The organism is Microbacterium sp. B35-30 (assembly GCF_010634855.1).
GTDB lineage: Bacteria > Actinomycetota > Actinomycetes > Actinomycetales > Microbacteriaceae > Microbacterium.
Genome location: NZ_MWLQ01000018.1, coordinates 16119 through 42368 on the forward strand (window position 1 = coordinate 16119; position 26250 = coordinate 42368).

General features: G+C 71.7%; 25 protein-coding genes. 18 read left to right on the forward strand and 7 right to left on the reverse strand.

Annotated features, from left to right (window positions below; translation table 11 throughout):
* The first annotated feature begins 16 nt into the window (after positions 1-16).
* The 5 genes from phnC to B2K11_RS10100 are packed head-to-tail and all read left to right on the forward strand — an operon-like array spanning position 17 to position 5582.
* Positions 17-844: a phosphonate ABC transporter ATP-binding protein gene (phnC, locus tag B2K11_RS10080; protein ID WP_163618154.1), complete on the forward strand. Its 828-nt coding sequence runs from the start codon at positions 17-19 to the stop codon at positions 842-844.
* Positions 844-2589, forward strand: coding sequence for an ABC transporter permease subunit (locus tag B2K11_RS10085; RefSeq protein ID WP_163618155.1), 1746 nt, complete (start codon positions 844-846; stop codon positions 2587-2589). Before phnC ends, B2K11_RS10085 begins: the two co-directional genes overlap by 1 nt.
* On the forward strand, positions 2586-3722 hold the full coding sequence (locus tag B2K11_RS10090) for a TIGR03364 family FAD-dependent oxidoreductase (protein ID WP_163618156.1): 1137 nt from the start codon (positions 2586-2588) through the stop codon (positions 3720-3722). Before B2K11_RS10085 ends, B2K11_RS10090 begins: the two co-directional genes overlap by 4 nt.
* Positions 3719-4441, forward strand: coding sequence for a phosphonatase-like hydrolase (locus B2K11_RS10095; RefSeq protein WP_163618157.1), 723 nt, complete (start codon positions 3719-3721; stop codon positions 4439-4441). Before B2K11_RS10090 ends, B2K11_RS10095 begins: the two co-directional genes overlap by 4 nt.
* Before the next feature lies 1 nt (position 4442).
* Positions 4443-5582, forward strand: a complete 1140-nt coding sequence (locus tag B2K11_RS10100) for an alcohol dehydrogenase catalytic domain-containing protein (protein WP_239525936.1) — start codon at positions 4443-4445, stop codon at positions 5580-5582.
* Between the two features lie 19 nt (positions 5583-5601).
* Here B2K11_RS10100 and B2K11_RS10105 read toward each other — a convergent pair whose 3' ends face one another.
* Together B2K11_RS10105 and B2K11_RS10110 are read right to left on the reverse strand one after the other, a co-directional pair.
* Positions 5602-6657 (reverse strand): DNA polymerase IV, encoded by a 1056-nt coding sequence (locus tag B2K11_RS10105; RefSeq protein ID WP_163618378.1) that lies wholly within the window; start codon positions 6655-6657, stop codon positions 5602-5604.
* A 401-nt stretch (positions 6658-7058) separates the two neighbouring features.
* Positions 7059-7631: a TetR/AcrR family transcriptional regulator gene (locus tag B2K11_RS10110; RefSeq protein ID WP_163618158.1), complete on the reverse strand. Its 573-nt coding sequence runs from the start codon at positions 7629-7631 to the stop codon at positions 7059-7061.
* 119 nt (positions 7632-7750) lie between these two features.
* Here B2K11_RS10110 and B2K11_RS10115 point away from each other — a divergent pair, with 119 nt between their 5' ends.
* Together B2K11_RS10115 and B2K11_RS10120 are read left to right on the forward strand one after the other, a co-directional pair.
* A complete protein-coding gene (locus tag B2K11_RS10115; RefSeq protein WP_239525938.1) occupies positions 7751-9433 on the forward strand; it encodes a CocE/NonD family hydrolase in 1683 nt (560 codons plus the stop codon).
* A complete protein-coding gene (locus B2K11_RS10120; protein WP_163618159.1) occupies positions 9430-9885 on the forward strand; it encodes a DUF3237 domain-containing protein in 456 nt (151 codons plus the stop codon). Before B2K11_RS10115 ends, B2K11_RS10120 begins: the two co-directional genes overlap by 4 nt.
* Here B2K11_RS10120 and B2K11_RS10125 read toward each other — a convergent pair.
* Complete coding sequence (locus B2K11_RS10125; RefSeq protein WP_163618160.1) at positions 9870-10484, reverse strand: TetR family transcriptional regulator C-terminal domain-containing protein; 615 nt, start codon at positions 10482-10484, stop codon at positions 9870-9872. The genes B2K11_RS10120 and B2K11_RS10125 overlap by 16 nt on opposite strands.
* A gap of 132 nt (positions 10485-10616) precedes the next feature.
* Here B2K11_RS10125 and B2K11_RS10130 point away from each other — a divergent pair, with 132 nt between their 5' ends.
* From B2K11_RS10130 to B2K11_RS10170, 9 genes are all read left to right on the forward strand, one after another.
* Positions 10617-12272: an ABC transporter substrate-binding protein gene (locus B2K11_RS10130; protein ID WP_163618161.1), complete on the forward strand. Its 1656-nt coding sequence runs from the start codon at positions 10617-10619 to the stop codon at positions 12270-12272.
* Positions 12273-12306: 34 nt separating this feature from the next.
* Complete coding sequence (locus B2K11_RS10135) at positions 12307-13266, forward strand: ABC transporter permease (RefSeq protein ID WP_163618162.1); 960 nt, start codon at positions 12307-12309, stop codon at positions 13264-13266.
* Positions 13263-14126, forward strand: a complete 864-nt coding sequence (locus B2K11_RS10140; protein WP_163618163.1) for an ABC transporter permease — start codon at positions 13263-13265, stop codon at positions 14124-14126. The genes B2K11_RS10135 and B2K11_RS10140 overlap by 4 nt, the downstream gene beginning before the upstream one ends.
* Positions 14123-15835: an ABC transporter ATP-binding protein gene (locus B2K11_RS10145; protein ID WP_163618164.1), complete on the forward strand. Its 1713-nt coding sequence runs from the start codon at positions 14123-14125 to the stop codon at positions 15833-15835. Before B2K11_RS10140 ends, B2K11_RS10145 begins: the two co-directional genes overlap by 4 nt.
* Complete coding sequence (locus B2K11_RS10150) at positions 15832-17265, forward strand: amidase (protein ID WP_163618165.1); 1434 nt, start codon at positions 15832-15834, stop codon at positions 17263-17265. The genes B2K11_RS10145 and B2K11_RS10150 overlap by 4 nt, the downstream gene beginning before the upstream one ends.
* The gene (locus B2K11_RS10155; protein WP_163618166.1) at positions 17262-17723 is read left to right on the forward strand and encodes a DUF3237 domain-containing protein; all 462 of its coding nucleotides are present in this window, start codon (positions 17262-17264) and stop codon (positions 17721-17723) included. Before B2K11_RS10150 ends, B2K11_RS10155 begins: the two co-directional genes overlap by 4 nt.
* Positions 17724-17833: 110 nt before the next feature.
* Positions 17834-18307, forward strand: a complete 474-nt coding sequence (locus tag B2K11_RS10160) for an SRPBCC family protein (protein ID WP_163618167.1) — start codon at positions 17834-17836, stop codon at positions 18305-18307.
* Between the two features lie 42 nt (positions 18308-18349).
* Positions 18350-18697, forward strand: coding sequence for a sugar ABC transporter ATPase (locus B2K11_RS10165; protein ID WP_163618168.1), 348 nt, complete (start codon positions 18350-18352; stop codon positions 18695-18697).
* A gap of 9 nt (positions 18698-18706) precedes the next feature.
* Positions 18707-19744, forward strand: coding sequence for a glycosyltransferase (locus tag B2K11_RS10170; RefSeq protein WP_163618169.1), 1038 nt, complete (start codon positions 18707-18709; stop codon positions 19742-19744).
* Here the strand turns inward: B2K11_RS10170 and B2K11_RS10175 are convergent.
* On the reverse strand, positions 19684-21060 hold the full coding sequence (locus B2K11_RS10175) for a permease prefix domain 1-containing protein (protein WP_163618170.1): 1377 nt from the start codon (positions 21058-21060) through the stop codon (positions 19684-19686). The genes B2K11_RS10170 and B2K11_RS10175 overlap by 61 nt on opposite strands.
* A 1-nt stretch (position 21061) precedes the next feature.
* Positions 21062-21436 carry a helix-turn-helix transcriptional regulator gene (locus B2K11_RS10180; protein ID WP_163618380.1) on the reverse strand — a complete coding sequence of 125 codons (375 nt, stop codon included), beginning with the start codon at positions 21434-21436 and terminating at the stop codon, positions 21062-21064.
* Positions 21437-21608: 172 nt separating this feature from the next.
* Between B2K11_RS10180 and B2K11_RS10185 the strand changes: the two genes are divergently transcribed.
* Positions 21609-22361, forward strand: a complete 753-nt coding sequence (locus tag B2K11_RS10185; protein ID WP_163618171.1) for a DUF1684 domain-containing protein — start codon at positions 21609-21611, stop codon at positions 22359-22361.
* 129 nt (positions 22362-22490) lie between these two features.
* Positions 22491-23594, forward strand: a complete 1104-nt coding sequence (locus tag B2K11_RS20455) for a potassium channel family protein (RefSeq protein ID WP_204260078.1) — start codon at positions 22491-22493, stop codon at positions 23592-23594.
* Here the strand turns inward: B2K11_RS20455 and B2K11_RS10195 are convergent.
* Both B2K11_RS10195 and B2K11_RS10200 read right to left on the reverse strand, forming a co-directional pair.
* Entirely contained in the window at positions 23591-24673 is a 1083-nt protein-coding gene (locus B2K11_RS10195; protein WP_163618172.1) for a LacI family DNA-binding transcriptional regulator, read from the reverse strand. The genes B2K11_RS20455 and B2K11_RS10195 overlap by 4 nt on opposite strands.
* A complete protein-coding gene (locus B2K11_RS10200; RefSeq protein WP_163618173.1) occupies positions 24670-26205 on the reverse strand; it encodes a sugar ABC transporter ATP-binding protein in 1536 nt (511 codons plus the stop codon). The genes B2K11_RS10195 and B2K11_RS10200 overlap by 4 nt, the downstream gene beginning before the upstream one ends.
* Between the last annotated feature and the right edge of the window lie 45 nt (positions 26206-26250).

A 26250-nucleotide genomic window follows, 5' to 3' on the forward strand; every position in this document is an offset into this window, starting at 1 on the left:
CGAGGACCGAGCAGACATGAACACCACCGCATCCGAGACGGTCGTCCGACTGGACGGTGTCGTCAAGGGCTTCGGCGCTACCACCGCCCTCGACGGCGTCTCGCTCACCGTGGACCGCGGCGAGATCGTCGTGCTGCTCGGTCTCTCGGGCTCCGGCAAGTCCACCCTGCTGCGGCACCTCGACGGGCTGGAGGTTCCGACCTCCGGTTCCGTCGAGGTGCTCGGCGAGGACGTGCCGCGCCTCTCCGGCCGGCGCCTGCGCGCCCTGCGCTCGAGCGTCGGCTTCATCTTCCAGCAGTTCGAGCTCGTGCCGTCGCTGACGGTGCTCGAGAACGTGCTGACCGGGTCGCTGGCCGGCGTCCGCGGCCCGCGACTGGGGCTGTGGTCGTACTCGAAGGCCCGCCGGCTGGCCGCCCTCGGGCACCTCGACCGCGTCGGGCTGCTCGATCGGGCCTACCAGCGCGCCGACACCCTGTCGGGTGGCCAGCAGCAGCGCGTGGCGATCGCCCGCGCCCTCATGCAGAACCCGAGCGTCCTGCTGGCCGACGAGCCCGTCGCCTCGCTCGACCCCGAGTCGAGCGACCAGGTGATGGCGCTGATCCGCGAGATCGCCGCCGACGAGGGGCTCACGGTGGTGTGCAGCCTGCATCAGGTCGACCTCGCGATCTCGTGGGCCGACCGGATCGTCGGCCTCCGCCACGGCCAGGTCGTCCTCGACCTGCCGACCCGCGACCTGTCCAAGACACAGGTCATGGAGATCTACGGGCGGGTCGCGACCAGCACGGCGGAACTGCGCGCGGTGCAGGATGAGCTGCTCCTCGAAGCTGCCACGGAGCCGGCGTGATGACCACCACCGTCGACCGGCCGCGCCTCGCGCAGCCTTCGCCCTCTCTCCTCGACCGGGCGCCGAAGCGCCGCGTCTCGCCGGAGCGCATCGCCGCCGGGCTGACGCTGCTCGCCCTCCTCGCGCTCTCCGTCGCGGCCCTGGGCGAGGTGCAGATCTCGATCCCCGACATGATCGCCAGCTGGGGCAACGCCGAGCGCTTCTTCGCCCGCGTCGGCTCGCTGTCGTTCCCCGAGCCCGCCGAACTGGCCTGGCTCATCGCCCTCACCCTGGGGCTCGTGCTCACCGGTACCCTGCTGGCCGCAGCGCTGTCGGTGCCGATCGCCTACCTCGCCGCATCCAACACCACGCCCGGCAACGGCTGGCGCGCCGCGGCCCGCTTCGCCGGCGTGCTCGCGCGGGCGGTCCCCGACGTCGTGCTCGCCATGGTGTTCGTGCTGATGTTCTCGCTCGGCGCGCTTCCCGGCATTCTCGCGATCGGCATCCACTCGATCGGCATGATCTCCAAGATGTTCGCCGACGCGATCGAGCAGATCGACGAGGGCCCGCGCCTCGCCATCCGCGCCGCGGGCGGCACCCGCATGCAGGAGTTCTTCGGCGGCATCCTGCCGCAGGTGCTCCCGTCGTGGGTCGCCACGGTGCTGCACCGCAACGACATCAACCTGCGCGGGTCGGTGGTGCTCGGCTACGTGGGCGTGGCCGGCCTCGGCCTCGAGATGTCGTACGCGTTCAAGTCGCTGAACTACGGCCTCGGCCTCGGCATCGCGCTCGTCATCTTCGTGCTGTGCGTCGTGATGGAGATCGTCTCGAGCGCCGTACGCGCGGCCATGCTCGGGCGGGTCGGCGACCGCGGCTCGTGGGCGGACAGACTCGTAGGCAGGCGCCTCGTGCGGGATCAGGATGCCGCGGCCCGGCGTCCCGCCCCGCGACCGGCCGCTGGGTGGGCACGCTCGCCTCAGACGGCATTGCGCCGGCCGTGGACGTCGGAGCGTGTGCGCAACGTCGCCGCCGGCTGGCTCGCGGCGGCCGTCGTGGTCGCCGGCGTGTGGGTGTGCCAGATCAACTGGGGCGACTTCCTGACGTTCTGGGCGAAGATCCCCGCGGTGGCGGTCCAGTTCTGGCCGCCGACCTTCGGCGTGTACGGCGCCGAGGTGATGTTCGAGGCCCTGCGCGAGACGATCGCCATCGCGCTCGCCGCCACGCTGCTCGCCCTCGGTGCCTCGCTGCTGCTCGGCTCGTTCGCCGCACGCAACGTCGCGCCGAACGGCGGCATCCGCGGCGCCGCGCGCTTCGCCCTCGTCGGCATCCGCGGCATCCCCGAGATCATCCTCGCGATCGTGCTCATCGTGATCACCGGCCTGGGCATGCAGGCCGGCACGATCGCGCTCGCGGTCGGCGGCGTGGGCCTGCTGGGCAAGCTCATCGCCGACTCGTTCGAGGAGGTCGACCGCGGGCCCGAGCGCGCCCTATTCGCCACCGGTGCGACGCGGCTCCAGGTGTACGGCGGCGCCACGGTGCCGCAGGGCGCCCAGGCGCTCGTCGGCCACACCTTCTACCTGCTCGACACCAACATCCGTGCGGCGACCATCCTCGGCATCGTCGGCGGCGGCGGGGTGGGCTACTACCTGCTCAACGCGAGCCAGGGCGCGAACTACGGCATGGTCACCGCGATCGTGCTGATGATCCTGGTGACAGTACTGGTGATCGAGGGGATCGCGATGTGGATGAGGAAGGTCTTCCGATGAATCGTGGATTCGACGTCGCCGTCGTCGGCGCGGGAATCGTCGGGCTGGGCGCGGCGTACGCCGCGGTGCGCCGCGGGCAAAGCGTGGTCGTCATCGAGCGCGCCCCCGAGGCGCTCGGTGCGACGGTGCGCAACTTCGGGCACCTCTGCATCGGCGCGCAGACCGGCCTCGCCCGCGAATACGCCGACGCGTCGCGCCCCCTGTGGCTGCGCCTCGCCCGCGACGCGGGGTTCTGGCTGCGCGAGTCGGGCACCCTCGTCGTCGCCCGCCACGCGGACGAGCTCGCGCTGCTCGAAGTGGCGTCCGGCGCCGGCGGGATCGAGCTCCTCGACGCCCGCGAACTCGAGACCCGGGCGTCGGTGCGCCCGGGCGTGGCGGTGGGTGGCGCATGGGTCATGCCCGATCTGCAGACCGACCCGCGCACGGCGGCGGCCGCCATCCGCGCGCATCTCGAGACGCTGGGCGTCGAGTTCCGCTCGCGCACCTCCGTCGGTGCCGTCGAGACGGGGCGCGTCCACACGACCCGCGGTCCCATCGACGCCGGACTCGTCGTCGTCGCCGTGAACCACGACATCGACCAGCTCCTTCCGGACCTCGCCGAGGCCGTGGGCGTCGTGCGGTGCGGCCTCGACATGCTGCGCGTGCGCGGGGGAGCGGCATCCGTCTCGGCTCCGCTGCTGACCGGCTGGTCGCTGGTGCGGTACGGCAGATTCGGGGCGCTGCCCGAAGCGACCGTCGTGCGGGAGCGCCTGCACGCGGAGCGTCCCGACCTCGCGGCGCTCGACCTCAACCAGATGTACACGCAGCTTCCCGACGGGTCGATGATCGTCGGTGACACCCACTACAAGGGCGTGGGCATCGCGCCCTTCCAGCCCGAAGCTGCCGCCGAACTGCTGCTCGAGGAGTTCGAGGCCCTGTTCGGGGCCCAGCCGTCAGTGCTCGAGCGGTGGCAGGGCGTGTACGCCAGCGGCCCCGACGACTTCCTCGTCGCCGAACCGGAGCCCGGCGTGCTCGCGCTCGCCGCGACCACCGGCATCGGCATGACCACCGGACTCGGCCTCGCCGAGACCGCACTCGCCCCCCGCCTCGGCGTCGACGCCGGCAGCCTCATCCCGGAAGGAATCCGCCCATGACCACCCCCGCCACCGAGACCATCACGCTCTCCCTGCCCACCGTTCCCGTCGAGCTCGTCGTGCTCGACATGGCGGGAACGACGGTGCGCGACGACGGTGTGGTCGAGCGCGCGTTCGAGCGCGCCGCGAACGAGACGGGCGTCGCCGAACGGATGCCGTGGGCCGAGGCCCTCGACTACGTGCGACGCACGATGGGCCAGTCCAAGATCGACGTCTTCACGCACCTCGCCGGCGGCGATACGGCTCGCGCCGTCGACGCGACGACGGCCTTCGAGCGCGCCTACGCCGACCTCATCGCCGAAGAGGGCGTCGAGCCGATCGCCGGAGCGCAGCGGACGCTCGAGCAGCTGCGGGCGACAGGCCTTTCGGTGGTGCTCACCACCGGCTTCGCCCCGACCACCCGTGACGCGATCCTGGACAGCCTGGGCTGGCGGGCGCTGGTGGACGCGGCCCTGTCGCCCGTCGACGCGGGCCGTGGCCGCCCCGCGCCCGACCTCGTGCTGACGGCGGTCATCCGGTCGCAGGCGTCGTCGGTGGCATCCGTCGTCGTCGTCGGCGACACGACCAGCGACGTCGCCTCCGGCCGTGCCGCCGGTGCGGGTCTCGTCGTCGGCGTGCTCACCGGCGCGCATGACCGGGCCGCGCTGACCGCCGCGGGCGCGGATGCCGTGATCGACGACGTGTCGGCGCTGCCGGCCCTGCTCGGAATCGACGCCTGACGTGGCGTCGGCGGCCGTGGCGCCGGTGGTCGCCTCGCGCGACGTGCGCCTCACGCCGCCCGCCACCGCCATGGTGTGGCTCGGGCCCGGTCGTCCGCACGAGGCGATCGCGGTCCCCGGTGTGCGGCTGGGCGACGGCGACGTGCTCGTCGAGCTCGAACTGGCGACCGTCTGCGGCTCGGACGTGCACACCGTGTCGGGGCATCGTAAGGCGCCGACACCCTTGGTGCTCGGCCACGAGTACGTCGGCCGCGTGGTCGCGGTGCTCGACGAGGTTCGCGGCGCCGACGGCGTGGCGATCGGCGTCGGTGACCGGGTGGTGTGGTCGATCATGGCGTCGTGCGGGCGCTGCGACCGCTGCCGACGGGACCTGCCGCAGAAGTGCCGCGAGCTGCGCAAGTACGGTCACGAGCGGCTCGTCGCGCGCTGGGAGCTCTCGGGCGGCTTCGCCACGCACGTGCACCTGCGCGCCGGCACGACGATCGTGCGCGTCGGCGAGTCGATCCCCGCGGCTGTGCTCGCCCCCGCCGCATGCGCGACCGCGACCGCGTGGGCCGCGGTCGACCGCGCCGGCGACATCGTGGACGTGGACGGCGCGACCATGCTGGTGACCGGGGCGGGGCTCATCGGGCTCACCGCGACGGCGATCGCGACGCGCGCCGGCGCTCGCGTGATCGTCGCCGACCCCGACCCGGCGCGGCGCACGCTCGCGCGGTCGTTCGGCGCCGCGGCGATGATAGACCCCGCAGAGCCAGGAGCCCTGGGCCGGGCGCTGCGACGCCTGCGTGCGCGCGAGCTCGACATCGCGATCGAGGCGTCGGGCGCGGCGGCGGCGGTCTCGTCGGCGCTCGACGAGATCGGCGTCGGAGGCGTCGTCGTCCTCGTCGGGAGCGTCTCGCCGGGCCCCGCGTACGCGCTGGACCCGGAGCGCACGGTCCGGAACCTGACGACCGTCCGCGGGGTCCACAACTACGATCCGGCGGATCTGGCGGGCGCCGTCGCGTTCCTCGAGGAGCACGCGCACCGCTACCCGTTCGCGCAGCTCGTCGGCCGGCCGCACCCGCTGGCGGAGCTCGACCATGCGCTCGACCGCGCGGCCGCGGGCGCGGATGTGCGCGTCGCGATCGACCCGCGCCTCTGAGACCCCGAGCCGCCCGGCGTCACCATCCGCCGCGGGTCGGCGTGTGCCCTTCCCGCGCGTCGTCGGGCATCGCCATCTCGGCGCGCACGCCCAGCAGGCGGATGGGGCGGCCGGGCTCGATCTTGGCGACGAGCTCCATCGTCCGGGCGCGAACGACGGCACGGTCGGCGGTCGAGGGGATCTTCTTGGTGAAGGTCTTGGTGAGAAACGGCGCGTAGCGCACCTTGAGCCCGAGGCCGACGACGGGCCGGTCGTCGGCGGCCACCTCGTCCAGCACCTGGTCGAGCAGGCTGCCGGCGGCCGCCTCGATCTCGGCGGGGTCGACGATGTCGCTCTGGAACGTCGTCTCCTTGCTGTGCCCGCGGGCGACCCAGGGAGCGTCGTCGACGACAGCAGAGCCGTCGCCGCGCCCGAGCTGCCGGTACCAGAGGCCCATCCGCGGCCCGAACTCGCCGGTCAGCGCCGTCTCGTCCGCGACGGCGAGCTCGGCGACGGTGCGGATGCCGAGGAGCGCGAGCCGCTTCGACACCTTGGACCCGACGCCCCACAGCTCGATCGTCGGACGCTCACCCATCACCTCGAGCCAGTTCTCGGCGGTCAGCCGGAAGGTGCCGCGCGGCTTGCCGAAGCCCGTCGCGACCTTCGCCCGCACGAGCGTGTCGCCGATGCCCACGGAGCAGTGCAAGCGAGTCCGGTCGAGCACGTCCTGCTGCAGGCGCCGGGCGTAGGTCTCGGGGTCGTCGGACTCGACGCCCACGAACGCCTCGTCCCACCCCAGCACCTGCACGACGGCGCCGGGCTGGTCGCGCAGGGTCGCCATGACCTCTTCGGATGCCGCCAGGTACAGCGGCGCGTCGACCGGCAGGATGACGGCATCAGGCACCTTCCTCGCCGCGATCCGCAGCGGCATGCCCGAGCCCACCCCGAACTCGCGCGCCTCGTATGACGCGGTCGAGACGACCGCGCGCTCGGTCGGGTCGCCGCGGCCGCCGACGATGACGGGCTTGCCGGCGAGCTCCGGCCGACGCAGCACCTCGACCGCCGCGATGAACTGGTCGAGATCCACGTGCAGCACCCACGGCCCGGCCGCAGCAGGCGACGGCACGGCGCCGTTCACGACCCCGCGCCGTTCACGACCCCGCTCCGCTCATGCCCCCGGCTCCGCTCATGCCCCCGGCTCCGCGGCATCCGCATTCATGACTCCGCCTCCCGCGACCGGCGCATGAGACGAGACTATGCCGCGCAGCCGACACGCCGCACGGGCGGGCGCGGGATCCGGAGGGTCCACAGCCCCGTGGCCGCGACGGCTCCGACCCTGGGCTGCACGGCTGCCTGTTGCCTGTTGAACCGGTCGCTCAACAGGTCAACCGCGCTTCCACAGGAGGTTGAGTCGTTTCAACCACCTGTGGAAGCCTGGTTGACCTGTTGGCGGAGGGGTGGTGTGCCAGGAACGGCGCGAGGACTCTCGCGGGCGGGTCAGCCGAGCGTTGCGATGAGCCGCTCGGCCGCGGCGCGGGCGGTCGCCGTGCCGGTCGCCGCCGACGCGATGTCGCTCAGGAAGACGTTGTGCAGCGCGATGCCGACGACGCCGTACGCCACGGATGCGCACGCGCCGGCATCGGCGGCAGGATGCTCGGCGGCGAGCAGTTCGCCCAGCGCCTGGTGCGTGCCCTGATACGCCGACACGAGCAGACCGGCGAGCACCGGATCGGTGCGGGCGGCCTCGACGAACCCGAGCACGACGGCGTTCTCGTTGCCGGGCGCGGCGAACTCGTCGCCGAAGAGGAAGTCCAGGGCGCTGCTGACATCGCCGGTGCCGCGGGGGAGCATCGAGTCACCCTCGGCGTCTTCGTAGTAGAACCGGCGCGCGCTCTCGCGCAGCAGCTCCTCGCGATTGCCGACGAAGTGCCGCACATGCCCCCGCGACATTCCGGCCTCTTCGGCGATGCGCTCGAGGCTGGCTCCGGTGATGCCGTGCGCGGCGATCGTGCGGATCGTCGCGTCGACGATCTGCTGGATGCGTTCCTCGGCCACAGACGGGCGAGCCATCGATACCTCCCTCTCGCACCATAGTGCGCTCTGATTGACAGTTTATTGTCTAGTCAGACTTGACTAACAACAACAGAATCCCTACCGTTGCTCTCACCCCGCTCGAAGAGGAGTCATCCGTGCCGCAGATCGTTCACGTCGGACCCGCGCCCGTCAGCCCTGCCGCCCGCGAAGAGCGGGTGCGCATGCGCGACGGCGCGCGCCTCGCGACGGACGTGTACCTCCCGGGTGCCCCGGCCGATCCCGACGCGACGCCCGGCGACACGGTCCTGATCCGGCTGCCGTACGACAAGAGCGGCGAGTACACGTTCATCCCGCTGATCGCGGAGTACTTCACCGGCCGCGGCTACCGCGTGGTCGCGCAGGATGTCCGCGGCAAGTTCCGCTCCGAGGGTGACGCGCTCCTGTTCGTGAACGAGGTGGACGACGGGTTCGACACGATCGAATGGATCGTGTCGCAGAGCTGGTCGAATGGCCGCGTCGCGATGTGGGGCGACAGCTATTACGGCTACACGCAGTGGGCCGCGGTGGCATCGCAGCACCCGGCGCTGAAGGCGATCGCGCCGCGGGTGACGGGGACGATGCTCGGAGAACCCGTGCGCGCGGTGCCGGGGGAGCGCAGCCGGCCGGTCGAGTGGGCGATCACCTACCTCTACCCGCTGACCTATTTCCACTCGCAGGACGCCTACTTCTGGGAGCTCGACCCCGCACGGCGCCCCTTCAGCGCCCAGGCGGAGGAGGTGGTCGCCGAGCTCGGCTCGCGCTCGCTCTCGTACGACCAGTGGTACCCGCGCGCCGTCCACCTGCCCCGGTTCCCGTTCGCGAGTCCGTTCGACGCGCGTCCGGTTCCGACACTCCACACCATCGGCTGGTGGGACAACTGCGCGCCGCTGTCATGGGCCGACGTCGCCGAGATCGAGAAGCGGCCGGCCTGGGCGCTCAACCACTTCCTCCGCATCGAGTCCATGGACCACGAGTCGTACTACCTCGACGACCCGCTGACGGCGCGCGTCGAGGAGCGCAGCGAGGAGCAGATCCGTGCAGAGCTGCCACGGATGCTGCAGCCCGCCGTGGACTTCTTCGAGGTGTTCCTGCGGGGCCGGGGCCGCGCCGCCGACATCCCGCGGGTCAGCTGGAACCTGGCGGGCACCCCCGGCATGTGCGCGGCCGACGTGTGGCCTCCGCGGGAGGCCGCCGCCCGCACTCTGTACGCCCACTCGGGCGGCGGGCTGTCTCCCGATGCTCCGGATGCCTCGACCGAGCTCGAGTGGCTGCACGATCCCGACGACCTCGTGCCTTCCAGCGTGCCGAACGCGTTCGCCTTCCTGCTCTTCCAGCCCGACGAGGCTGCGCTGGGCGCTCGGGCCGATGTGCTGTCGTTCACCACCGACGCGTTCGCCCGCGACGTCGACCTGGCGGGGCCGGTGCGGGTGGCGGCATCCGTGTCGTCCGACGGTCCGGCGATGGACGTGTTCGCGCGCCTGCTCGACCTGGCACCCGACGGCACGGCGCTGCGCATCGCGCGCGGCCAGGTGCACGTGACCGATGCCGGGCGCCCGACGCCCGTCGACATCGACCTCGGGCAGCTGGGCTACCGCGTGCGTGCGGGGCATCGCCTCCGCCTGCACGTGCACTCGAGCGACTTCCCCGAGTTCCTGCCGCAACCGGGCACCGGCGAAGAGCCATGGGGCGCCGTGGTGACCGCAGTCAACCGGCAGCGCGTCACGCTCGGGGGCGAGGACCCGCTGCGGGTCCACCTGACAGTTCTGCCCGACACCCGAGCCGAGGAGGCCCGTCCATGAACGAACCCGTGCTGGAATTCGCGTTCGAGATCCGCGTCGACATCGACCCCTACCTCCGCATCGGCCGCAGCGCCGACGAGGAGCTGAGCTTCACGCCGATCGCCGGCGGCACCGTCGCCGGCCCGCTGCTCAACGGCGAAGTGCTGCCGGGCGGCGGGGACTGGGCGGTCGAGCGCTCGGGCACGGCCCAGCTCGAGGCGCGGTATCTGCTCCGCGCCGACGACGGCGCGGTCATCGACATCCTCAACCGCGGCTACTACCGGGCGTCCGCGGAGGTGATGGCGCGCGTCGAGGCGGGGGAGAACGTCACCGAGACGGAGTACTACTTCCGGACCGCGCCGGTGTTCCAGACGGATGCCGCGCCCCACCGCTGGCTCGCCGAGCACCAGTTCATCGGACTCGCGCGCGACGAGGACGGCCAGGTGTGCGTCCGGGTCTACGTGGTGCGTTGATGCGACCCCGACGCGTGCTCGGAAGCTGCCGACCGCGGCTGCGCCGAGAGGGTCGCGTGGATGACCTGGCGCAGCTGCGGCTCGTCCCACCGCGCCGGGTCCTCCGAGCTCGCGACGTACGACCCGCGCACCAGAAGGTACGCGAGCCCGGCGACGTGCTCGGGGTCGGCGAAGCCGGCGGTGCGCGCCTCTTCGAGCAGCAGCCGCTGGAACTCGCCGGTCTCGCGGTGAAGCGCCGTGCGGAGATCGGGCTCGCGGTCGGCGTTGGCGACGATCTCGAGGATGAGGGCGCGGAGCACGGGCTCGTCCGGGCCGGTCGTCAGCGACCACTCGATGACGGCCGTGAAGCGGTCCTCGGGCGCGGCGGCGGCCAGCGTCTCGTCCAGCGCCGCCTGCCAGCGGTCGCGCCCGTGATCGAGCGCGTTGATGATCAGGCCGGCGCGCGAGGGCAGGTAGTTCGTGACGAGCGTCGTCGAGCCGCCGAGCTCCCGGGCGACCGACCGGATCGTGACGGCGTGCGAGCCGGCGGATCGCGCGACGCGGATCGTCGCGGCGGCGATGTCTGCGAGCCGCTGATCGGCGTCTACCTCCCGGGGCATGACACCCACCATATTCAGGCCTGTAACACAAATGCAACATTGATGTACAACAGTGTTGTACTACCCTGAGGGCTATCGCGGCGATGGCGCCGCGATCAGTGATCTCCCTCGACCGACCCGAAAGGAAACGAGATGAGAATCCGAGGCAAGGCCGCCACGGTCGTCGCAGCCGCTGCAGCCCTGGTGCTGCTCGCAGGATGCACTCCCCGCGACGTCGAGACGTCGCCGACCGGCGATGAGACGTCCGCACCCATCGAACTCGTCGACGCGCTGCCCGCGGGCGAGACCGAGGTCGACGAGGTCACCTGGGCGCTCGTCGAAGGCGAGCCCCGCTCGCTGGTGCCGGGCGCCGACTACAACTTCGTCCAGCCCAACCTCTGCGACAGCCTGCTGCGCGTGCAGCCCGGCTTCACCGTCGAGGCGGGCATCGCCGAGTCGGCGGACTGGGTCGACCCTGTGACGTTCGTCATCGACATCCGCCCGGGCGTGACGTTCTGGGACGGCACGTCGGTCACGCCGGAGGACGTCGTGTACAGCCTCGAGCGTCATCACTCGGACGTCACCTCGGCCTTCTACGGCGCCTTCGTGCTCGTCGCGCCGGAAGCCGGCATCGAGATCACCGGCGACAACCAGGTGACCGTGCACTTCGTCGCGCCGGACTCGACGTTCCGCGAGGCCATCGCGGGCGGCGCGGGAGCGGTGCTGGGCAAGGCCGTGAGCGAGGCCCAGGGGCCGGCGCTCGGCACCTCCGGTGGCGAGCTGATGTGCGCGGGACCCTACGAGCTCGAGAGCTGGACCCCCGGAACCGAGATCGTCACGGTCGCCAACGAGGACTACTGGGACGGCGCACCGCTGGTGAAGAAGCTCACCTACCGGTTCATCCCCGACGGCACGACCCTCACCAACGCCCTCTTGGAGGGCGAGGTCGATGGAGCCTTCAACGTCGCGCCGGCCAGCCGCAGCGCCTTCGAGTCGTCCGACGCGGGCCGGCTCGTCATCGGCCCGTCGACGGCGTCGTTCTCGTTCGGCCCCACGCGTGACACCGGCGCCGGTGCGAATCCCATGATCCGTCAGGCGCTGAGCCTCGCCATCGACCGCGAGCAGTACATCTCGACGGTGCTGAAGGGCTTGGGTCAGCCCCAGAGCACGTTCGTCGCACCGTTCTCGTGGTCGGGCTCGGCCGCGGCCGACGTGTACCAGGCGGGCTACGACGCCCTCGCGGCACCGGAGGTCGACCTCGAGGCTGCGAAGAAGCTCGTCGAGGAATCGGGCGAGGACACCTCGGTGCCCCTGCGCATCGCGATCCCCGCCGGCAACAAGGAGCTGTCGCAGACGGCGGCGATCATCCAGAGCGCCGCCGGGCAGATCGGCCTGACGATCGAGATCGACGAGCGTCAGGCGGCGGACTTCGCCGCGATCTTCCTGCCCGATCCCGGACCCCGCGAGAACATCGACTTCGTCGCGACCACCGGGTACACCGAGACCCCGGGAGTGCTCGCCTACCCGCAGCTGTTCCTCCTTCCGGCCGAGCAGGGCGGCATCTTCAACTGGACCGGCTACGCGAACCCCGAGGTCACCGCGGGGCTCGAGGCCGCGCGCACCACGCCGGATGCCACCGGCGCGGCCCAGGCCTACGTCGGCGCGCAGGAGATCTTCGCGCCCGACCTGCTCCAGGTGACGCTCGCGGGCTCGTACCACACGACCTTCCTGACCGATGAGCTGAGCGGCGTCGTCACGTCGGTGGCGGCGTACTCCAGCCCGTGGGCGCTGCACCTCGGCGGCCAGTGATCGACGCGGCACCGCGCACCGGAGAGGGACGACGATGAACGCCAGCGTGGCCCGGCAGCTGCTGGGCAAGCTCGGAGGGCTGCTGCTCACCCTGTTCCTGTCGAGCATCGTCATCTTCTCCGCCGTCCTGCTCACCCCCGGCGACCCGGTCGTCGCGCTCGCCGGGGGTGTGCGGCCGACGCCGGAGATGATCGCGGCCATCAAGGCGGAGTACCACCTCGACCAGCCGGTGTGGGTGCAGTACTTCTACTGGATCACCGGCGTGCTCAGCGGCGACCTCGGCACATCCTTCGTGTACAAGACACCGGTGGCCGAGCTCATCGCGCCGCGCTTCGGGATCACGCTGCTGCTCGTGCTGTACACGCTCGTGCTGATCGCCGTCTTCGGCATCGGCTCCGGCATCCTGGCGGCCACGCGCGGCCGGAGAACCGACCGCGCCGTGCTGGTCGCCACCTCGTTCGGCGTCGCACTGCCCACGTTCGTCGTCGCGATCCTGCTGATCTGGGTGTTCGGCCGCGTGCTGGGCTGGTTCCCGGTGTACGGCGCCGGCGAAGGATTCCTCGACAACCTCTACCACCTGACCCTGCCCGCGATCTCGCTCTCGGTGCTGTACATCGCGTACCTGAGTAGGATCACGCGCGGTGCCGTGGTGGGGCAGCTGCACTCCGAGCACGTCGACACGGCCCGCGTGCGCGGCATCCCACGCGCCAGGATCTTCCGCCATCACGTGTTCCTCAACGCCTCGCCGCAGATCCTCGCGATCTCCGGCGCCACCGTCGCAGGGCTCTTCGCCGCATCCGCGATCGCCGAGCAGGCGTTCGGTCTCGGCGGGCTCGGCTCGCTGCTGACGGAGGCCGCCGCCCGCAAGGACCTGCCGGTCGTGCAGGTGATCTCGCTGCTGCTCGTGATCCTGTTCGTCGTCTTCAACGCGGCGGCCGATATCGCGATCGCCGTGATCGACCCCGATTCCGTCAAGCCGAGGAGGAACGCATGAGCGTCGCTCAGCTCGCCGGCGGCCGCGTCCCGACCTTCGCCCGTCGCCTGGCCGTGCGCGATCCGCTGCTGATCGCTGCCGGCATCGTGATGATCGGCATCCTGGCGATGGCGCTGTTCGGTCCGCTGCTCGCCCCGTACGACCCGAACCAGCTCTATGCCGGACCGGTGGCGGGTCCGCCGTCCCCCGCGCACTGGATGGGCACGGACGACCTCGGCCGCGACATCCTGTCCCGCGTCCTCGTCGGCGCCCGCCCGAGCGTCTTCGGACCGATCCTCGTCGTGCTGGCCTCCTCGCTGCTGGGCACGCTGCTCGCCATCGTGTCGGCGTGGTTCGGCGGATGGGTGGACGGCGTGAGCTCTCGGCTCATCGAGGTCATCTTCGCCATCCCGGGCCTCGTGCTGGCCGTGCTCGCGGTGTCGATGTTCGGCAAGGGGCTCATCGCCCCCGTCGTGGCGCTGTCGATCGCGTACCTGCCGATCGTTTCGCGGCTGGTCCGCGCCTCGGCACGGCAGGAGCTCTCGAAGCCGTATATCGCGGCGCTGCGCATCCAGGGCGTCGGATCGTTCGCGATCTGCTTCCGCCACCTCGTCCCCGCGCTCCTGCCGGCCGTGCTCGCGCAGTCGACGGTGGGCTTCGGGTACGCGATGCTCGACCTGGCCGCGATCTCGTTCCTCGGGCTCGGCGCCCAGCCGCCGGCATCCGATTGGGGTGTGATGATCGCCGCGGGGCAGCCGTCGCTGCTCGTCGGCGCCCCCGAGCAGTCGATGTTCCCCGCCGCGCTCGTGGTCGTCACGGTGCTCGCGGTGAACATCCTCGGGGCGCGCGTCACCACCTGGGCCGAAGGAGCCGACCGATGACCGCTCTCGTCCTCGAACTGGATCAGGTGTCGATCGCCGCGCCGGCGCCCGACGTGCGTCGCCAGGCTCAGCAACCGCGCACGCTCGTGCACGACTGCACGCTGCAGGTGCGCGCCGGCGAGGCGCTGGGTCTCGTCGGCGAGTCGGGGTCGGGCAAGACGCTGTCGGTGCGTGCCGTGGCCGGGCTCCTTCCGGAGGGCTTCACCGTGGGCGGCACGATCCGCATCGACGGCGAGGACATCTCGACGCTCCCCGCCCGGCGCCTGCGCGACATCCGGGCGCGACGCCTGGGCATGGTGTTCCAGACCCCGCGGGCGCACCTCAACCCGCTGCGGACGATCGGCGACTTCATGACAGAGGCGCTCGTCTCCGTCGCGGGGGAGAAGCCGGATGCCGCCGACCGGCGCGCGCAGGACCTGCTCGCCGAGGTCGGCATCCCGGACCCCGCCCGCCGGATGCGGCAGCGGCCCGGCGACCTGTCGGGCGGCCTGCTGCAGCGCGTGATGATCGCGGCGACCCTGGCCATGGACCCGCCGCTCCTCCTCGCCGACGAGATCACGACGGCACTCGACGTCACCACGCAGGAGGAGGTGATGGCGGTGATCGCCGACCTCCGCCGCCACCGCGACCTCGCCCTGCTGTTCATCACGCACGACCTGGCGCTGGCCGGTGCGGTCTGCGACCGCGTCGCGGTGATGCAGCACGGGCGCACCGTCGAGACCCTTCGTGCGGCGACGATGCGGAAGGATGCCGCGGATTCGTACACGCAGCGCCTGCTGTCGGCGACCCTGCCCGGCGACCTGATCGCGGACCGCGTCGAGGCCGACGAGCCGGTGCTCTCGGTCGACGGGCTGCGCAAGACCTTCCAGGTGCGCTCGCCGCGCGGCGGCCGCGAGGAGTTCGTGGCGGTCGACGACATCGGCTTCACGCTCGCTCGCGGCGGTTCGCTCGGCATCGTCGGCGAGTCGGGGTCGGGCAAGTCGACGACCGCTCGGATCATCTGCGGTCTCGAGACGGCGGATGCCGGGTCGGTCACCGTCAAGGGCGCCGACTGGACCCGGCCGGCCCGGCATGCGGCCGATCGGCGGGCCCGGGCGCGGATCGCGCAGATGGTGTTCCAGGATCCCTACCAATCGCTCGACCCCCGCCAGACCGTAGGGCAGTGCCTGTCGGAGGCGGTCGCGGTGCATCGGCGCGGCATCGGACGCGCCGAGCTCGATGCCCGCGTCGACGAGCTCATGGCCGCCGTGATGCTCGCACCCGCGCTCGCGGCGCAGCGACCGCGTTCGCTGTCCGGCGGCCAGCGGCAGCGCGTCGCGATCGCACGGGCGCTCGCGGCCGAGCCCGAGATCCTGGTGCTCGACGAGGCGGTCTCGGCCCTGGACGTCACGACTCAGGTCGAGATCCTGACGCTGCTCGACGGCATCCGTCGCACCACCGGCGTGGCGCTGCTGATGATCTCGCACGATCTGACGACCGTCCGGCGCCTCTGCGACCACGTCGTGGTCATGAAGTCCGGCGCGGTCGTCGAGCAGGGGCCGATCGCCGACGTCCTCGACCGCCCGCACGCCGAGTACACGCGCACCCTGCTCGATTCGATACCGCGGGCGGGGTGGGTGCCTCGGCGCCGGCTTCCGGCGCGCACGTCCGCCCTGCCGACGGTCGCGACCGCGACCACCCACATCCCTACGTCCCGAGGAGAGAGATGACCGACCGAGACCTGTGGCAGCTCAGCATGCGCGAGATCGCGGATGCCGTGCGCTCGCGTTCGACGACCGCGCGCGCGGTGATCGACGCCCACCTGGATCGCATCGACGCGATGAATCCCATCGTGAACGCGCTCACCGTCGTGTTCCACGAGCGGGCGCGCTCCCTCGCCGACGCGATCGACACGGCGCTCGACGCCGGCGAGACCGTCGGACCCCTCGCGGGCGTGCCGTTCACCGTCAAGGAGAACATCGACCTGACGTGGTCGGCGAGCACCAGCGGCTGGCCCTTCATGGCGGAGGCGGTCCCCGCCAAGGACGCCACGATGGTCCGCCGCCTGCTCGAGGCGGGCGCGATCCCCATCGGCCGCGGCAACATGCCCGACTGGGGCCTGCGCTGGGACACCGACAACGACCTGTTCGGCCGCACGCTCAACCCGTGGGACCCCTTCCGCGTGCCCGGCGGCTCGAGCGGCGGCGACGCGGTCGCGGTGGCGACCGGCATGACGCCACTCGGCCTCGGCAACGACTACGGCGGCTCGCTCCGGCTGCCCGCGTACGCCGCGGGCGTCTGCGCGCTGCGCCCGTCGGCCGGCCGCATCCCGGCGCCGATGGCCGACATCACCGAGCCGGTGTCGCTGTCACTGCAGTTCTTCGCCGTGAACGGGCCGATCGCCCGGCGCGTCGACGACCTCGACGCGGCCTTCACGATCATGCACGGCGCCGACGGCAGCGATCCGGCGGCCCTCACGCTGCCGCATCCGGCTTCGTACGACGGCCGCCGGCGGGTCGCCGTCGTGCGCGACCCGCTCGGCTGGGGCGTGGACCCGCAGGTCGCCGCCGCGGTCGACCGCGCCGCCGCCGCGCTCGCCGAGGCCGGATGGACCGTCGACGACGTCGAACCGCCCCTGATCGAGGAGGCGGCGACGCTGTGGCGTCGGATCTCGACCACCGAGATGGTCGGCGCCTTCCTCCCCGGCGCGCTCCCTGTGCCGCTGTCGCACGGCTCCACGCGGTACTTCCTCGACAACGCCGAGGAGACGGAGGTGCTCGTGTCGGGCGAGGCCTATGGCGGCGCCTGGGCGCAGCGCGCGGTCATCGCGGCCGCGTGGGAGAGGTTCCAGGCCGAGTACCCGATCGTGCTCGGCCCGGTCTCGGCGCGGCGCATGCCAGAGATCGGCTACGACCTGTCGGGCCCGGCGGCGACCACGGAGCTCTGGCGCGACCACCGGCTGCTGGTGACGGTCAACTTCCTCGGGCTGCCCTCGGTCGCCGTCCCTACCGGGCTGGATGAGGACGGTCTGCCGACGGGCGTGCAGCTCATCGGGCCACGGAACGCCGACCACATCTCCCTCGCGGCGGCACGCGATGTCGAGGCGGCACTGGGCGGGCTGACCCCCGTCGAGGCACGTGTCGCCGGAGCCGTCGCATGAGCGCCCTCGAGCCCGGGCTCGAGTTCGTGTTCGAGCTGAGGGTCGCGGTGTCCGAGCCGATCCGCGTCGGGCGCACGGCATCCGAGGATCTCAACGTGACGCCCATCGTCGGCGGCACCGTCGTAGGGCCGCGGCTGAACGGACGCGTGCTGGGGGTCGGCGCCGACTGGTGGGTGACGCGGGGCGCGACCACGCAGCTCGACGCGCGCTACCTGATCGAGGCAGACGACGGCGCGGCCGTCGACGTCGTCAACCGCGGCTACTGGCACGCCGGCGAAGACGTCGAGCGGCGCCTCTACGCCGGCGAGGACGTCGGTGAGGACGAGCTGTACTACCGCACCGCCTTCGTGTTCCAGACCGGTGCCGAGGCGCACCGCTGGCTCACCGAGGCGCAGTTCGTCGGCTACGCGCGGCCCGAGCCCGGGCACGTCTGCATCCGGGTGTTCCGCGTGCGCTGACGCTCACCGATGCTCGAGGCGGGCATTACCCGCGGCCTTTCGCGGAGTCAACCCCGTGCCCCGGCACCGCTCGGTTTCGTACGGTGGCTGTTCCAGTGAAAGGAGCCGTCATGGCGACCAGCATTGTGACAGCAGAGATCGACGTGGATGCCCCGATCCGGGCCGTCTACGACCAGTGGACCCAGTTCGAGGAGTTCCCGCGCTTCATGTCCGCGGTGGAGCGCATCGACCAGCTCGACGACCAGCGCACCCACTGGATCGTGAACATCGGGGGAGTGGAGCGCGAGTTCGACGCCACCATCACCGATCAGGTGCCCGACGACCACATCTCGTGGGCGAGCCACGGTGAGAAGCTCCACACCGGCCGTGTCAGCTTCGTGCCGGCGGGCGACGGCACTCGGGTCTCCCTCGAGATGACCTGGGTGCCCGAGTCCTTCACGGAGAAGGCCGGCGCCGCGCTCGGCATCGACGAGCGGGCCGCGAAGAAGGACCTCGAGCGCTTCAAGGAGTTCATCGAGGAGCGCGGCCGTGAGACGGGCGGCTGGCGCGGCGAGATCCACGGCGGGTCCACCCGCGAGGTCTGACCCGCCGCGCGTCTGAATCCCGCTCGAGGAGAGGAGAACCCGATGTCCGACAGCCTTCCCGCCGACATTCCGCCGGCACCCGACGGCCAGGTCGGGGAGCAGGTCGGCGTGCAGCCGCTCCGCGACCGCGACACGTCGATCGAACCCGACCCCACCCGCGACCCCGCGCAGGCCGAGTGGGATCGCACGACCGCGCTCGACGCCGGCGAGGACCCGGACGTCGAGACGGCGACCGGTGACGACCCGGCGCATCTGCCCTCCGACGGCGACGATGTGCCGCGTGAGGATCTGCCGTCGGCGGCGCTGCAGCCCGATACCCAGGGCTTCAGCCCGGAAATCGCGGAGCTCGGGGACGCAGGGCAGGGCGACCTCGCGCCCGAGGACTACTAGGCAGCCGACGTGCGCATCCTCCTGTGGCCGATCCACGGCGGCTACACCGACGCCTTCGTCCGCGGTGAGCACGAGTACCTCCTGCCGGTGCGCGACGTCCGTCCCGGCGAGGACGACGGCGTCAGCGGCTGGGGATGGCAACGAGCCCGCGCCGTCGCCTTCGACGCCCTGCGCGCCGAACACATCGACGCCGTGGTCCTGCAGCGCCCGGAAGAGATCGAGCTGGTCGAGACGCTGACGGGCCGGGTACCCGGCCGTGATCTGCCGGCGGTCTATCTCGAGCACAACACGCCCGGTCCGGCGGCGTTCACCACGCGGCATCCGCTCGCCGACCAGCGCGACATCCCGATCGTCCATGTCACGCACTTCAACCGGCTGTTCTGGGACAACGGCGTGGCGCCGACGACGGTGGTCGAGCACGGCGTGCCCGATCCGGGTCCGCTCTACTCCGGAGAGCTGGCCCGGATCGGCGTCGTCGTGAACGAGCCGGTGCGGCGGTGGCGTGCCACCGGAACCGACCTGCTGCCCGCGTTCACCCGCGAGGCGCCGCTCGACGTGTTCGGCATCGACGCCGGCCGGCTCGCGGACGCGTTCGACGACGATCCTGCGATCGTCGGGGTGGAGAGCCTGGCGCCGCAGCGACTGCACGCCGAGCTCGCCCGGCGCCGCGTGTATCTGCATCCGTTCCGGTGGACCTCGCTCGGGCTGTCGCTGATCGAGGCGATGCATCTCGGGATGCCGGTGGTCGCGCTCGCGACGACCGAGGCCGTGCGGGCCGTGGCAGCGGGCACAGGGGTCGTCTCGACGGACATCGACGACCTGCGCCGAGCTGCTCGCGCCTTCCTGGAGGAGCCGGAGTGGGCTGCGGAGGTGGGCGCGCGGGCGCGTGAGCACGCCCTGGCGCACTACGGCCTGCCGGCGTTCCTCGCCCGCTGGGACGAGGTGCTGCTCGAGGCCATCGCGGCCCGGCCAGGCCCCGGCGTGGTCTACGCGAACGCGAACAGCGGCGGGAACGCCACGACGACGATCGACGCCCACGCCAGGTAGACCGGGAGGAAGCCGGTCTGCCACCGCTCCAGCCGCTCGAACGGAGCGCGGCGCATCGTGAAGCGCAGCTGCAGCCAGGCCGCGCCGGCGAGGTTCGCGAACAGGATCACATTGAGTCCGAGCGAGGCGAGCTTGTTGGGACTCGCCCCCCATTCCGCGATGCGGCCGATCATCGCCACGAGCACCATGATGTCGACGACGAGCGCCGCCACGACCATGACCAGCTGCAGCCGGTCGAACAACGACGGCGGGGCGAGCGGCTCGCGGGCCGACAACGCGTACAGCAGCAGTCCCACGACGACCACGAGCACGATGTCGAAGAGGATCAGCAGGTCGCGCTGACCGAACGCCTCGGTCTCGCCGCCGTCGACGAGGCTTCCCTGCAGGAACCCGGCGACGATGAAGGCGAGCAGCAGCAGGGTGAACAGCGGTGTGAACAGTTTCGTCAGCACCGGCGCGATGTTCTCGATCACGCTCTGCTTCGCCTCGACCAGCCATGCGGAGATCACGACCGCGCCCGCGACGCCGCACGGCACCATGAACTCCTCGACGAACCACTCCGCGTCGAGGCTGATCGCCGAGAACACGCCCATCGTGAGAGCGACGAGCACGCCGCCGCCGAGGGCGATGAGGGCGAGGTACACCAGCCATTCGCCAGTGAACCTGATGAAGTCCATGCGCGAACGACTCGATCGCACCCGGCCGTCGACGTAGGCGATGCCGGTCACGATCCAGAGCGCAACGGCGACGTGGGTGGCCGCCAGCACGAGCGTCGCGCCGTCCGGAGCGAAGGGATAGACCGCCATCACGACGGCGGCGATCGCGAACGGCACGCCGACCATCGCGATCGTGGGCACCGACGCCCTGCGACGCACCAGGAAGTACGTCGCGAGGAACGGCAGCACGAGCAGCGCGGCGAAGCGCGCGTAGAAGTCGCCGTCTTCACCGAAACGGATGCCGAACAGGGCCGGGATCTTGATCGCCAGGGCCGCGGCGACCGCCAGCCCGACGGCGAGTACGAGCCCGCCGGTGCGCGGCGCGCGGGACTCGCCGGGGATCATGAGCTGCTTCCACAGCCGGTCGGAGTGCTCGCGGGCGAACTCGCGCGACAGGTCGTCGAGGCCGCCGAGCCGCTTCACGGCGACGAGGAAGGACTCATCGGCGTCGAGACCGGATGCCGCGAGCCGGTCGATCTGCCCGCGCAGATGGTCTTCGAGCTCGTCGACGTCGCGCCCGTCGATCGCCTCGGGGCGCGAGACGTACGCCCGCCACGCCGAGATCTGGTCTTCGATGCGGGGTTCGAGGTGATCCGCCATCTCACGCACCTCCGAACGCCGGGGTGCCGGCGAAGTCCGTGCCGCCGTCGCGCTCCGACCACACGCGCTGCAGCGCACGGCTGACCACGGCCCATTGCTGCCGCTGCTCGGCGAACGCCGCGCGGCCGCTGCTGCTGAGGCGATAGTGCTTGCGCGGGCGACCGCTGGGGGATGCGCCCCACGAGGACTCCACGTGCCCGAGGCGCTCGAGCCGGTGCAGCAGCGGATAGAGCATGCCGTCGCTCCATTCCAGCTCGCCGCCCGAGAGCTCGCCGACGCGCTGCAGGATCGCGTAGCCGTACGACTCGCCGTCGGCGAGGATGCCGAGCACCATCGGCGTCGCCGCGGCGGCGACGAGGTCTTTGCCGATCTTCACATCGTCCTCCATGCGTAGAAGTCCTATGTACATAGAAGTACAAGTTACCTAGAACTGCAAGGTACGCAGATGACATCGGATGACGGCGCCCGATCGCCACGGGGAATGCGTGTGCCCGCGCCGTGTTCTGATGGAAGGGCGAACCCACCGCCTCCCCGGACGAAGGACCTGCATGACCCTCCCCGCGAGCACCCCCGAGACCGTCACCGACGCGCGCTGGCGCGCCGTATCGTCCGACCACGGCGTCGCCGCGCTCCGGCACACGCATTGGCTCGACGGCGAGGCGCGCGCGTACGACGTCGCCCCGGGACTCTGGCGCGCGGTGGACGGACGGGTGGTCGGCAGTGGGCTGCGCGCGGACGCACCGGATGCGGCAGCCGACGAGATCGTGCTCGCGCCGGGGGAGCACTTCGACGTCGGACGCCTGCGCCTGAAGGCCATCAGCCGCGAGGGTGCGCCCGCGCTGCGGGTCTTCGACCCTGAGACACCCGGACGCACGCGGCTGCGCGGCATCCTGTCGTTCCCTCACGACGACGCGTGGGCGATCACGGGTGTGTTCCGCCCGGCGGCCGAGGGCCAGATCAACGTCATCCGGAGTGTCGACGGGTACGAGCGGGAAGAGCCCGCGGTCGGCACGATCGCGCTCGAGGTGGACGGTGCGCCGGTCGAGCTCACGGTCACCGGCGATCCTGCCGAGGGGCTGAGCGCCGTGATCGCGGACGCGACGAGCAACGTCGACGCGTACCGCTTCCGCTTCCTCGAGATCGACGCGCCGGCCGCCGACGGGTCGGTCACGGTCGACTTCAACAACGCCTACCTGCCGCCGTGCGCCTTCAGCGACCACTACGTGTGCCCGCTGCCTCCGGCGAACAACCGTCTCCCCGTGCGCGTCGAGGCGGGGGAGCGCGCGACCGTCGTCGACTGAGCCCGCCCGCGTTCGGGCTGCCCGACAGCGTTCCGGGCGAAAGCGCCGGTCGCGCCGCGGGCATCGGGGCGAGGACAATGGGGGCCGCAGCCGGAGTGTGTCCGGCGTGGCCTGATCCGAGGAGCCGACATGGCCCGTTCCCTCTCCGAGATCCGCGAGCGATCCCGCGAGCGCGCACGTGCGCGAGCTGCGGCGCGCGCCGAGCTGAAGAACACCGCGTACGAGATCTTCATCGGCGCGCTGTCGATCCTGTCGATCGTGAACCTGGTGTTCGTCTACGTCATCGCGGGCGACTCGGCGCTCGAACTCGTGCTGTCGGTCATGAACGCGCTGTTCAGCGCCATCTTCCTCGGCGACTTCATCTATCGGATCTCGACCGCGCCCTCGCCGGGGCGCTACTTCTTCCGCGGGTTCGGCTGGGCCGACCTCCTCGCCAGCCTGCCGTTCCCGCAGTTCAAGATCCTGCGCCTGTTCCGGCTGCTGCGGGTGTTCCGGCTCCTGCGCGAGCTGGGCCCGCGGACGGTCTGGGCGACGCTCACCCATGACCGCGCCAACAGCGCGCTGATGACCTTGCTCCTGATGGGCGTCCTCGTGCTGCAGTTCGGCAGCATCACGATCCTCGCTGTCGAAGAGAACGCCGACGGCGCCAACATCACCTCCGCCTCCGACGCGCTCTGGTACACCCTCGTCACGATCTCGACGGTCGGCTACGGCGACCGATTCCCGGTGACCAATGCCGGTCGGCTCATCGGCACGCTCATCATCGTCGTCGGCGTCGGCATCTTCGGAACGTTCACCGGGTACCTGGCGAACCTGTTCCTCGGTCCGGGCAGGGGCGGAGCGGAGGCGGCGGAGACGGATGCCGATGCCGCCGCCGCGACCGACGAACCGGCCGCTCCGACCGATGCCGACGCCGACCAGCCCTCGCTCGCGCGGCACGCGGCGCACGGCGTCGCCGCCGGGGCCGCGGCGGGTGCCGTCGGCGCCGGTGTGGCGGCCGGGGCGGGGAGCGCGGCCGACGGCGACGCCGGCGGGTCGACGCTGCCTGTCTCTGAGACTCCGGCGATTCCCGAGCCGGCGGCGGTGCCCGAGCCGGCGGCGATCGTTGAGCCCGCGGCATCCGGGGCTGCCATCGACGGGGAGGTGACGGCCGAGCGGCTGCGGGCGCTGCTCGTGCAGTCCGAGCAGGCGATGGCCGAGATCAGGCGGCTGCTCGCGGACGCCAGGCCCTAGGGCGCTGCCGCGGTTCCCACCGAGGGCGGGGCGCTGTCGGCCGCTGCCGGTGCTCGCGGAGATGCCGCCGCCTGCGGGCGGGTCGAGCTGCGGACGATCAGATGCGTGGGCAGGGGCGTGTCCTCGGTCACGCTGTCAGGCTCTTCGACCGCGATGAGCACCTTCTGCATCATCAGCTCGCCGAGGCTCGCGAAGTCCTGGCGCACGGTGGTGAGTGCGGGGTAGAGGTAGCCGGCCTCGGGCACGTCGTCGAAGCCGACCACGCTGATGTCCTCCGGCACCCGCAGCCCGCGCTCGCGCAGCGCCGACAGCAGGCCGATCGACATGTGGTCGTTCGAGGCGAACACGGCGGTGCCGGACGAGATGTCGAGGTCGGCGCCGAGCCGGTAGCCGCTCGCGGCCGACCAGTCGCCGTGTCGCGGCTCGACGACTTCGAGGCGGTGGGAGGCCAGCTCGTCGCGCCACCCGCGGATGCGTTCGAGGGCGTCGGGGGCGCGCTGCGGCCCGGCAAGGTGGAGGATCCGCGTGTGGCCGAGCTCGGCCAGGTGCCGCACCGCCGAGCGCGCACCGCGGTACTGGTCGATCGAGACGATCAGCGGACTGCGCCGGGCGGTGGCGGCAGCGGCCACCACCGGGATGCTGAGGTCCAGGCCTCGCACGACCTCGAGCACACCGACATCCACCACGATCAGCACGATCGCGTCGACCCGCTGCCGGAGCAGCGACTCGATCACCGATCGCACGGCGGCCGGGTCGGGGTCGAGAGCGCTCACCGTCTCGACGCTGTAGCGCTCGGCCCGTGCGGCGAAGTTGAAGGCGGTCGCGACCGAGGTCGGGCCGTAGTCCGACACACCTGGTGCGACGAGCCCGATGGTGCGGGTGCGGCGCGTGACGAGAGCCCGTGCGGCGGGGGAGGGGCTGTACCGCAGCTGCGCGATCGCCTGCTCCACGCGTGCGCGGGTGGCGGGGCGGACGTTGGGCAGGTCGTTGAGCACCCGCGAGACCGTCTGGTGGGAGACGCCCGCGAGCCGGGCCACGTCGAAGATGTTCGCGGACCGCGCCGGCTTGTCGTCGGTCATCGCGCCGCCTCGTCGTCGTCGTCGGCGTCGTCGGCCTGTGCCACGAGCGCCATGAGCGACTCGACGGTGAGCGTCTCGGAGGGGAGGGTGTCGACGACGCGGCCCCCGCGGAGGATCGCGACGCGGCTCGCCACGCGCAGCACCTCCTCGAGCTCCGCCGAGATGAAGACCACCGACAGCCCGTTGTCGGCGAGCTCTCCCACGAGGTTCTGGATCTCGACCTTGGCGCCGACGTCGATGCCCCGCGTCGGCTCATCGAGGACGAGCACGCGCGGGGACAGTGCGAGCAGGCGTGCCAGCAGCACCTTCTGCTGATTGCCGCCCGACAGTGTGCCCGCGGGACGGTCCGGATCGGCCGGCCGGATGTCGAGCGCCTCGATCCAGCTCATCGCCAGCTCCCGGCGCCGCTGATCCCGGATGCGCCGGAACACGCCTCGCTCGGCCTGCAGCGCGAGCGTGATGTTGTCCTGCACGCTCAGCTCGCTGATGATGCCCTCGGTGCGCCGGTTCTCCGATGAATAGACGACGCCGAACGCGATGGCCTCGCGAGGGCTGCGCGGGTCCACGCGTCGGCCGCTGATCGTGATGATCCCGGCGTCCAGCCGGTCGGCGCCGGTGATGGCGCGGGCCAGTTCCGTGCGTCCCGAGCCGAGGAGCCCCGCGAGCCCGAGCACCTCGCCCTCGTGCAGGTCGAGGTCGGCCTCGGCGATGCCGGGAGCGACCGTCACCCCTTCCGCGGTGAGGAGAGCGGATGCCTCCTCCGGCGCGGCGTCGACGCGGTCGCGTGTGCCGAGGTCGGAGAGGCTGCGCCCGAGCATCTTCTCGACGAGATCGATCCGCAGCAGCTCCGTGGGCACGTACTCGCCGACGAGCCTGCCGCCGCGGAGGACGGTGATGCGGTCGGCGATCTCGTAGACCTGGTCGAGGAAGTGGGAGATGAAGATGATGGCGACGCCGCGCTCCTTGAGGTCGCGGATCACACGGAAGAGCTCGGCCACCTCGTCGATGTCGAGGCTCGACGTGGGCTCGTCGAGCACCAGCACCCGCACGTCGATCGAGATCGCGCGGGCGATGGCGACGAGCTGCTGGACGGCGAGCGAGTGGCTTCCCAGCATCGACGCCGGATCGATCGTCAGCCCGAGCCCCGACAGCACCCCCGCGGCGCGCTCGCGCATCGCCGACCAGTGGATGGTGCCGAACCGGCGCGGTTCGCGACCGAGGCAGATGTTCTCGGCCACCGTGAGATTCGGCAGCAGGTCGATCTCCTGGTAGACCGTGCTGACCCCCGCCCGCAGCGCATCGGCCGGCGTGGCGAAGCGGACGGCATCCCCATCGAGTTCGATGCGCCCGGCATCCAGGTGCAGCGCCCCGGTGAGGGCTTTGATGAGCGTCGACTTGCCGGCGCCGTTCTCTCCCATGAGGGAGTGCACCTCGCCCGGGAACACGCGGAAGCGCACGTCGTCGAGCGCGGTCTCCGCGCCGAACCTTACCGTCGCCCCGGTGAGTTCCATGAGCGGACGCCGCTCGTCCATCCCGCCATTATGTCGCGAGACGCGAACGGGTCCGCTCATGGCACT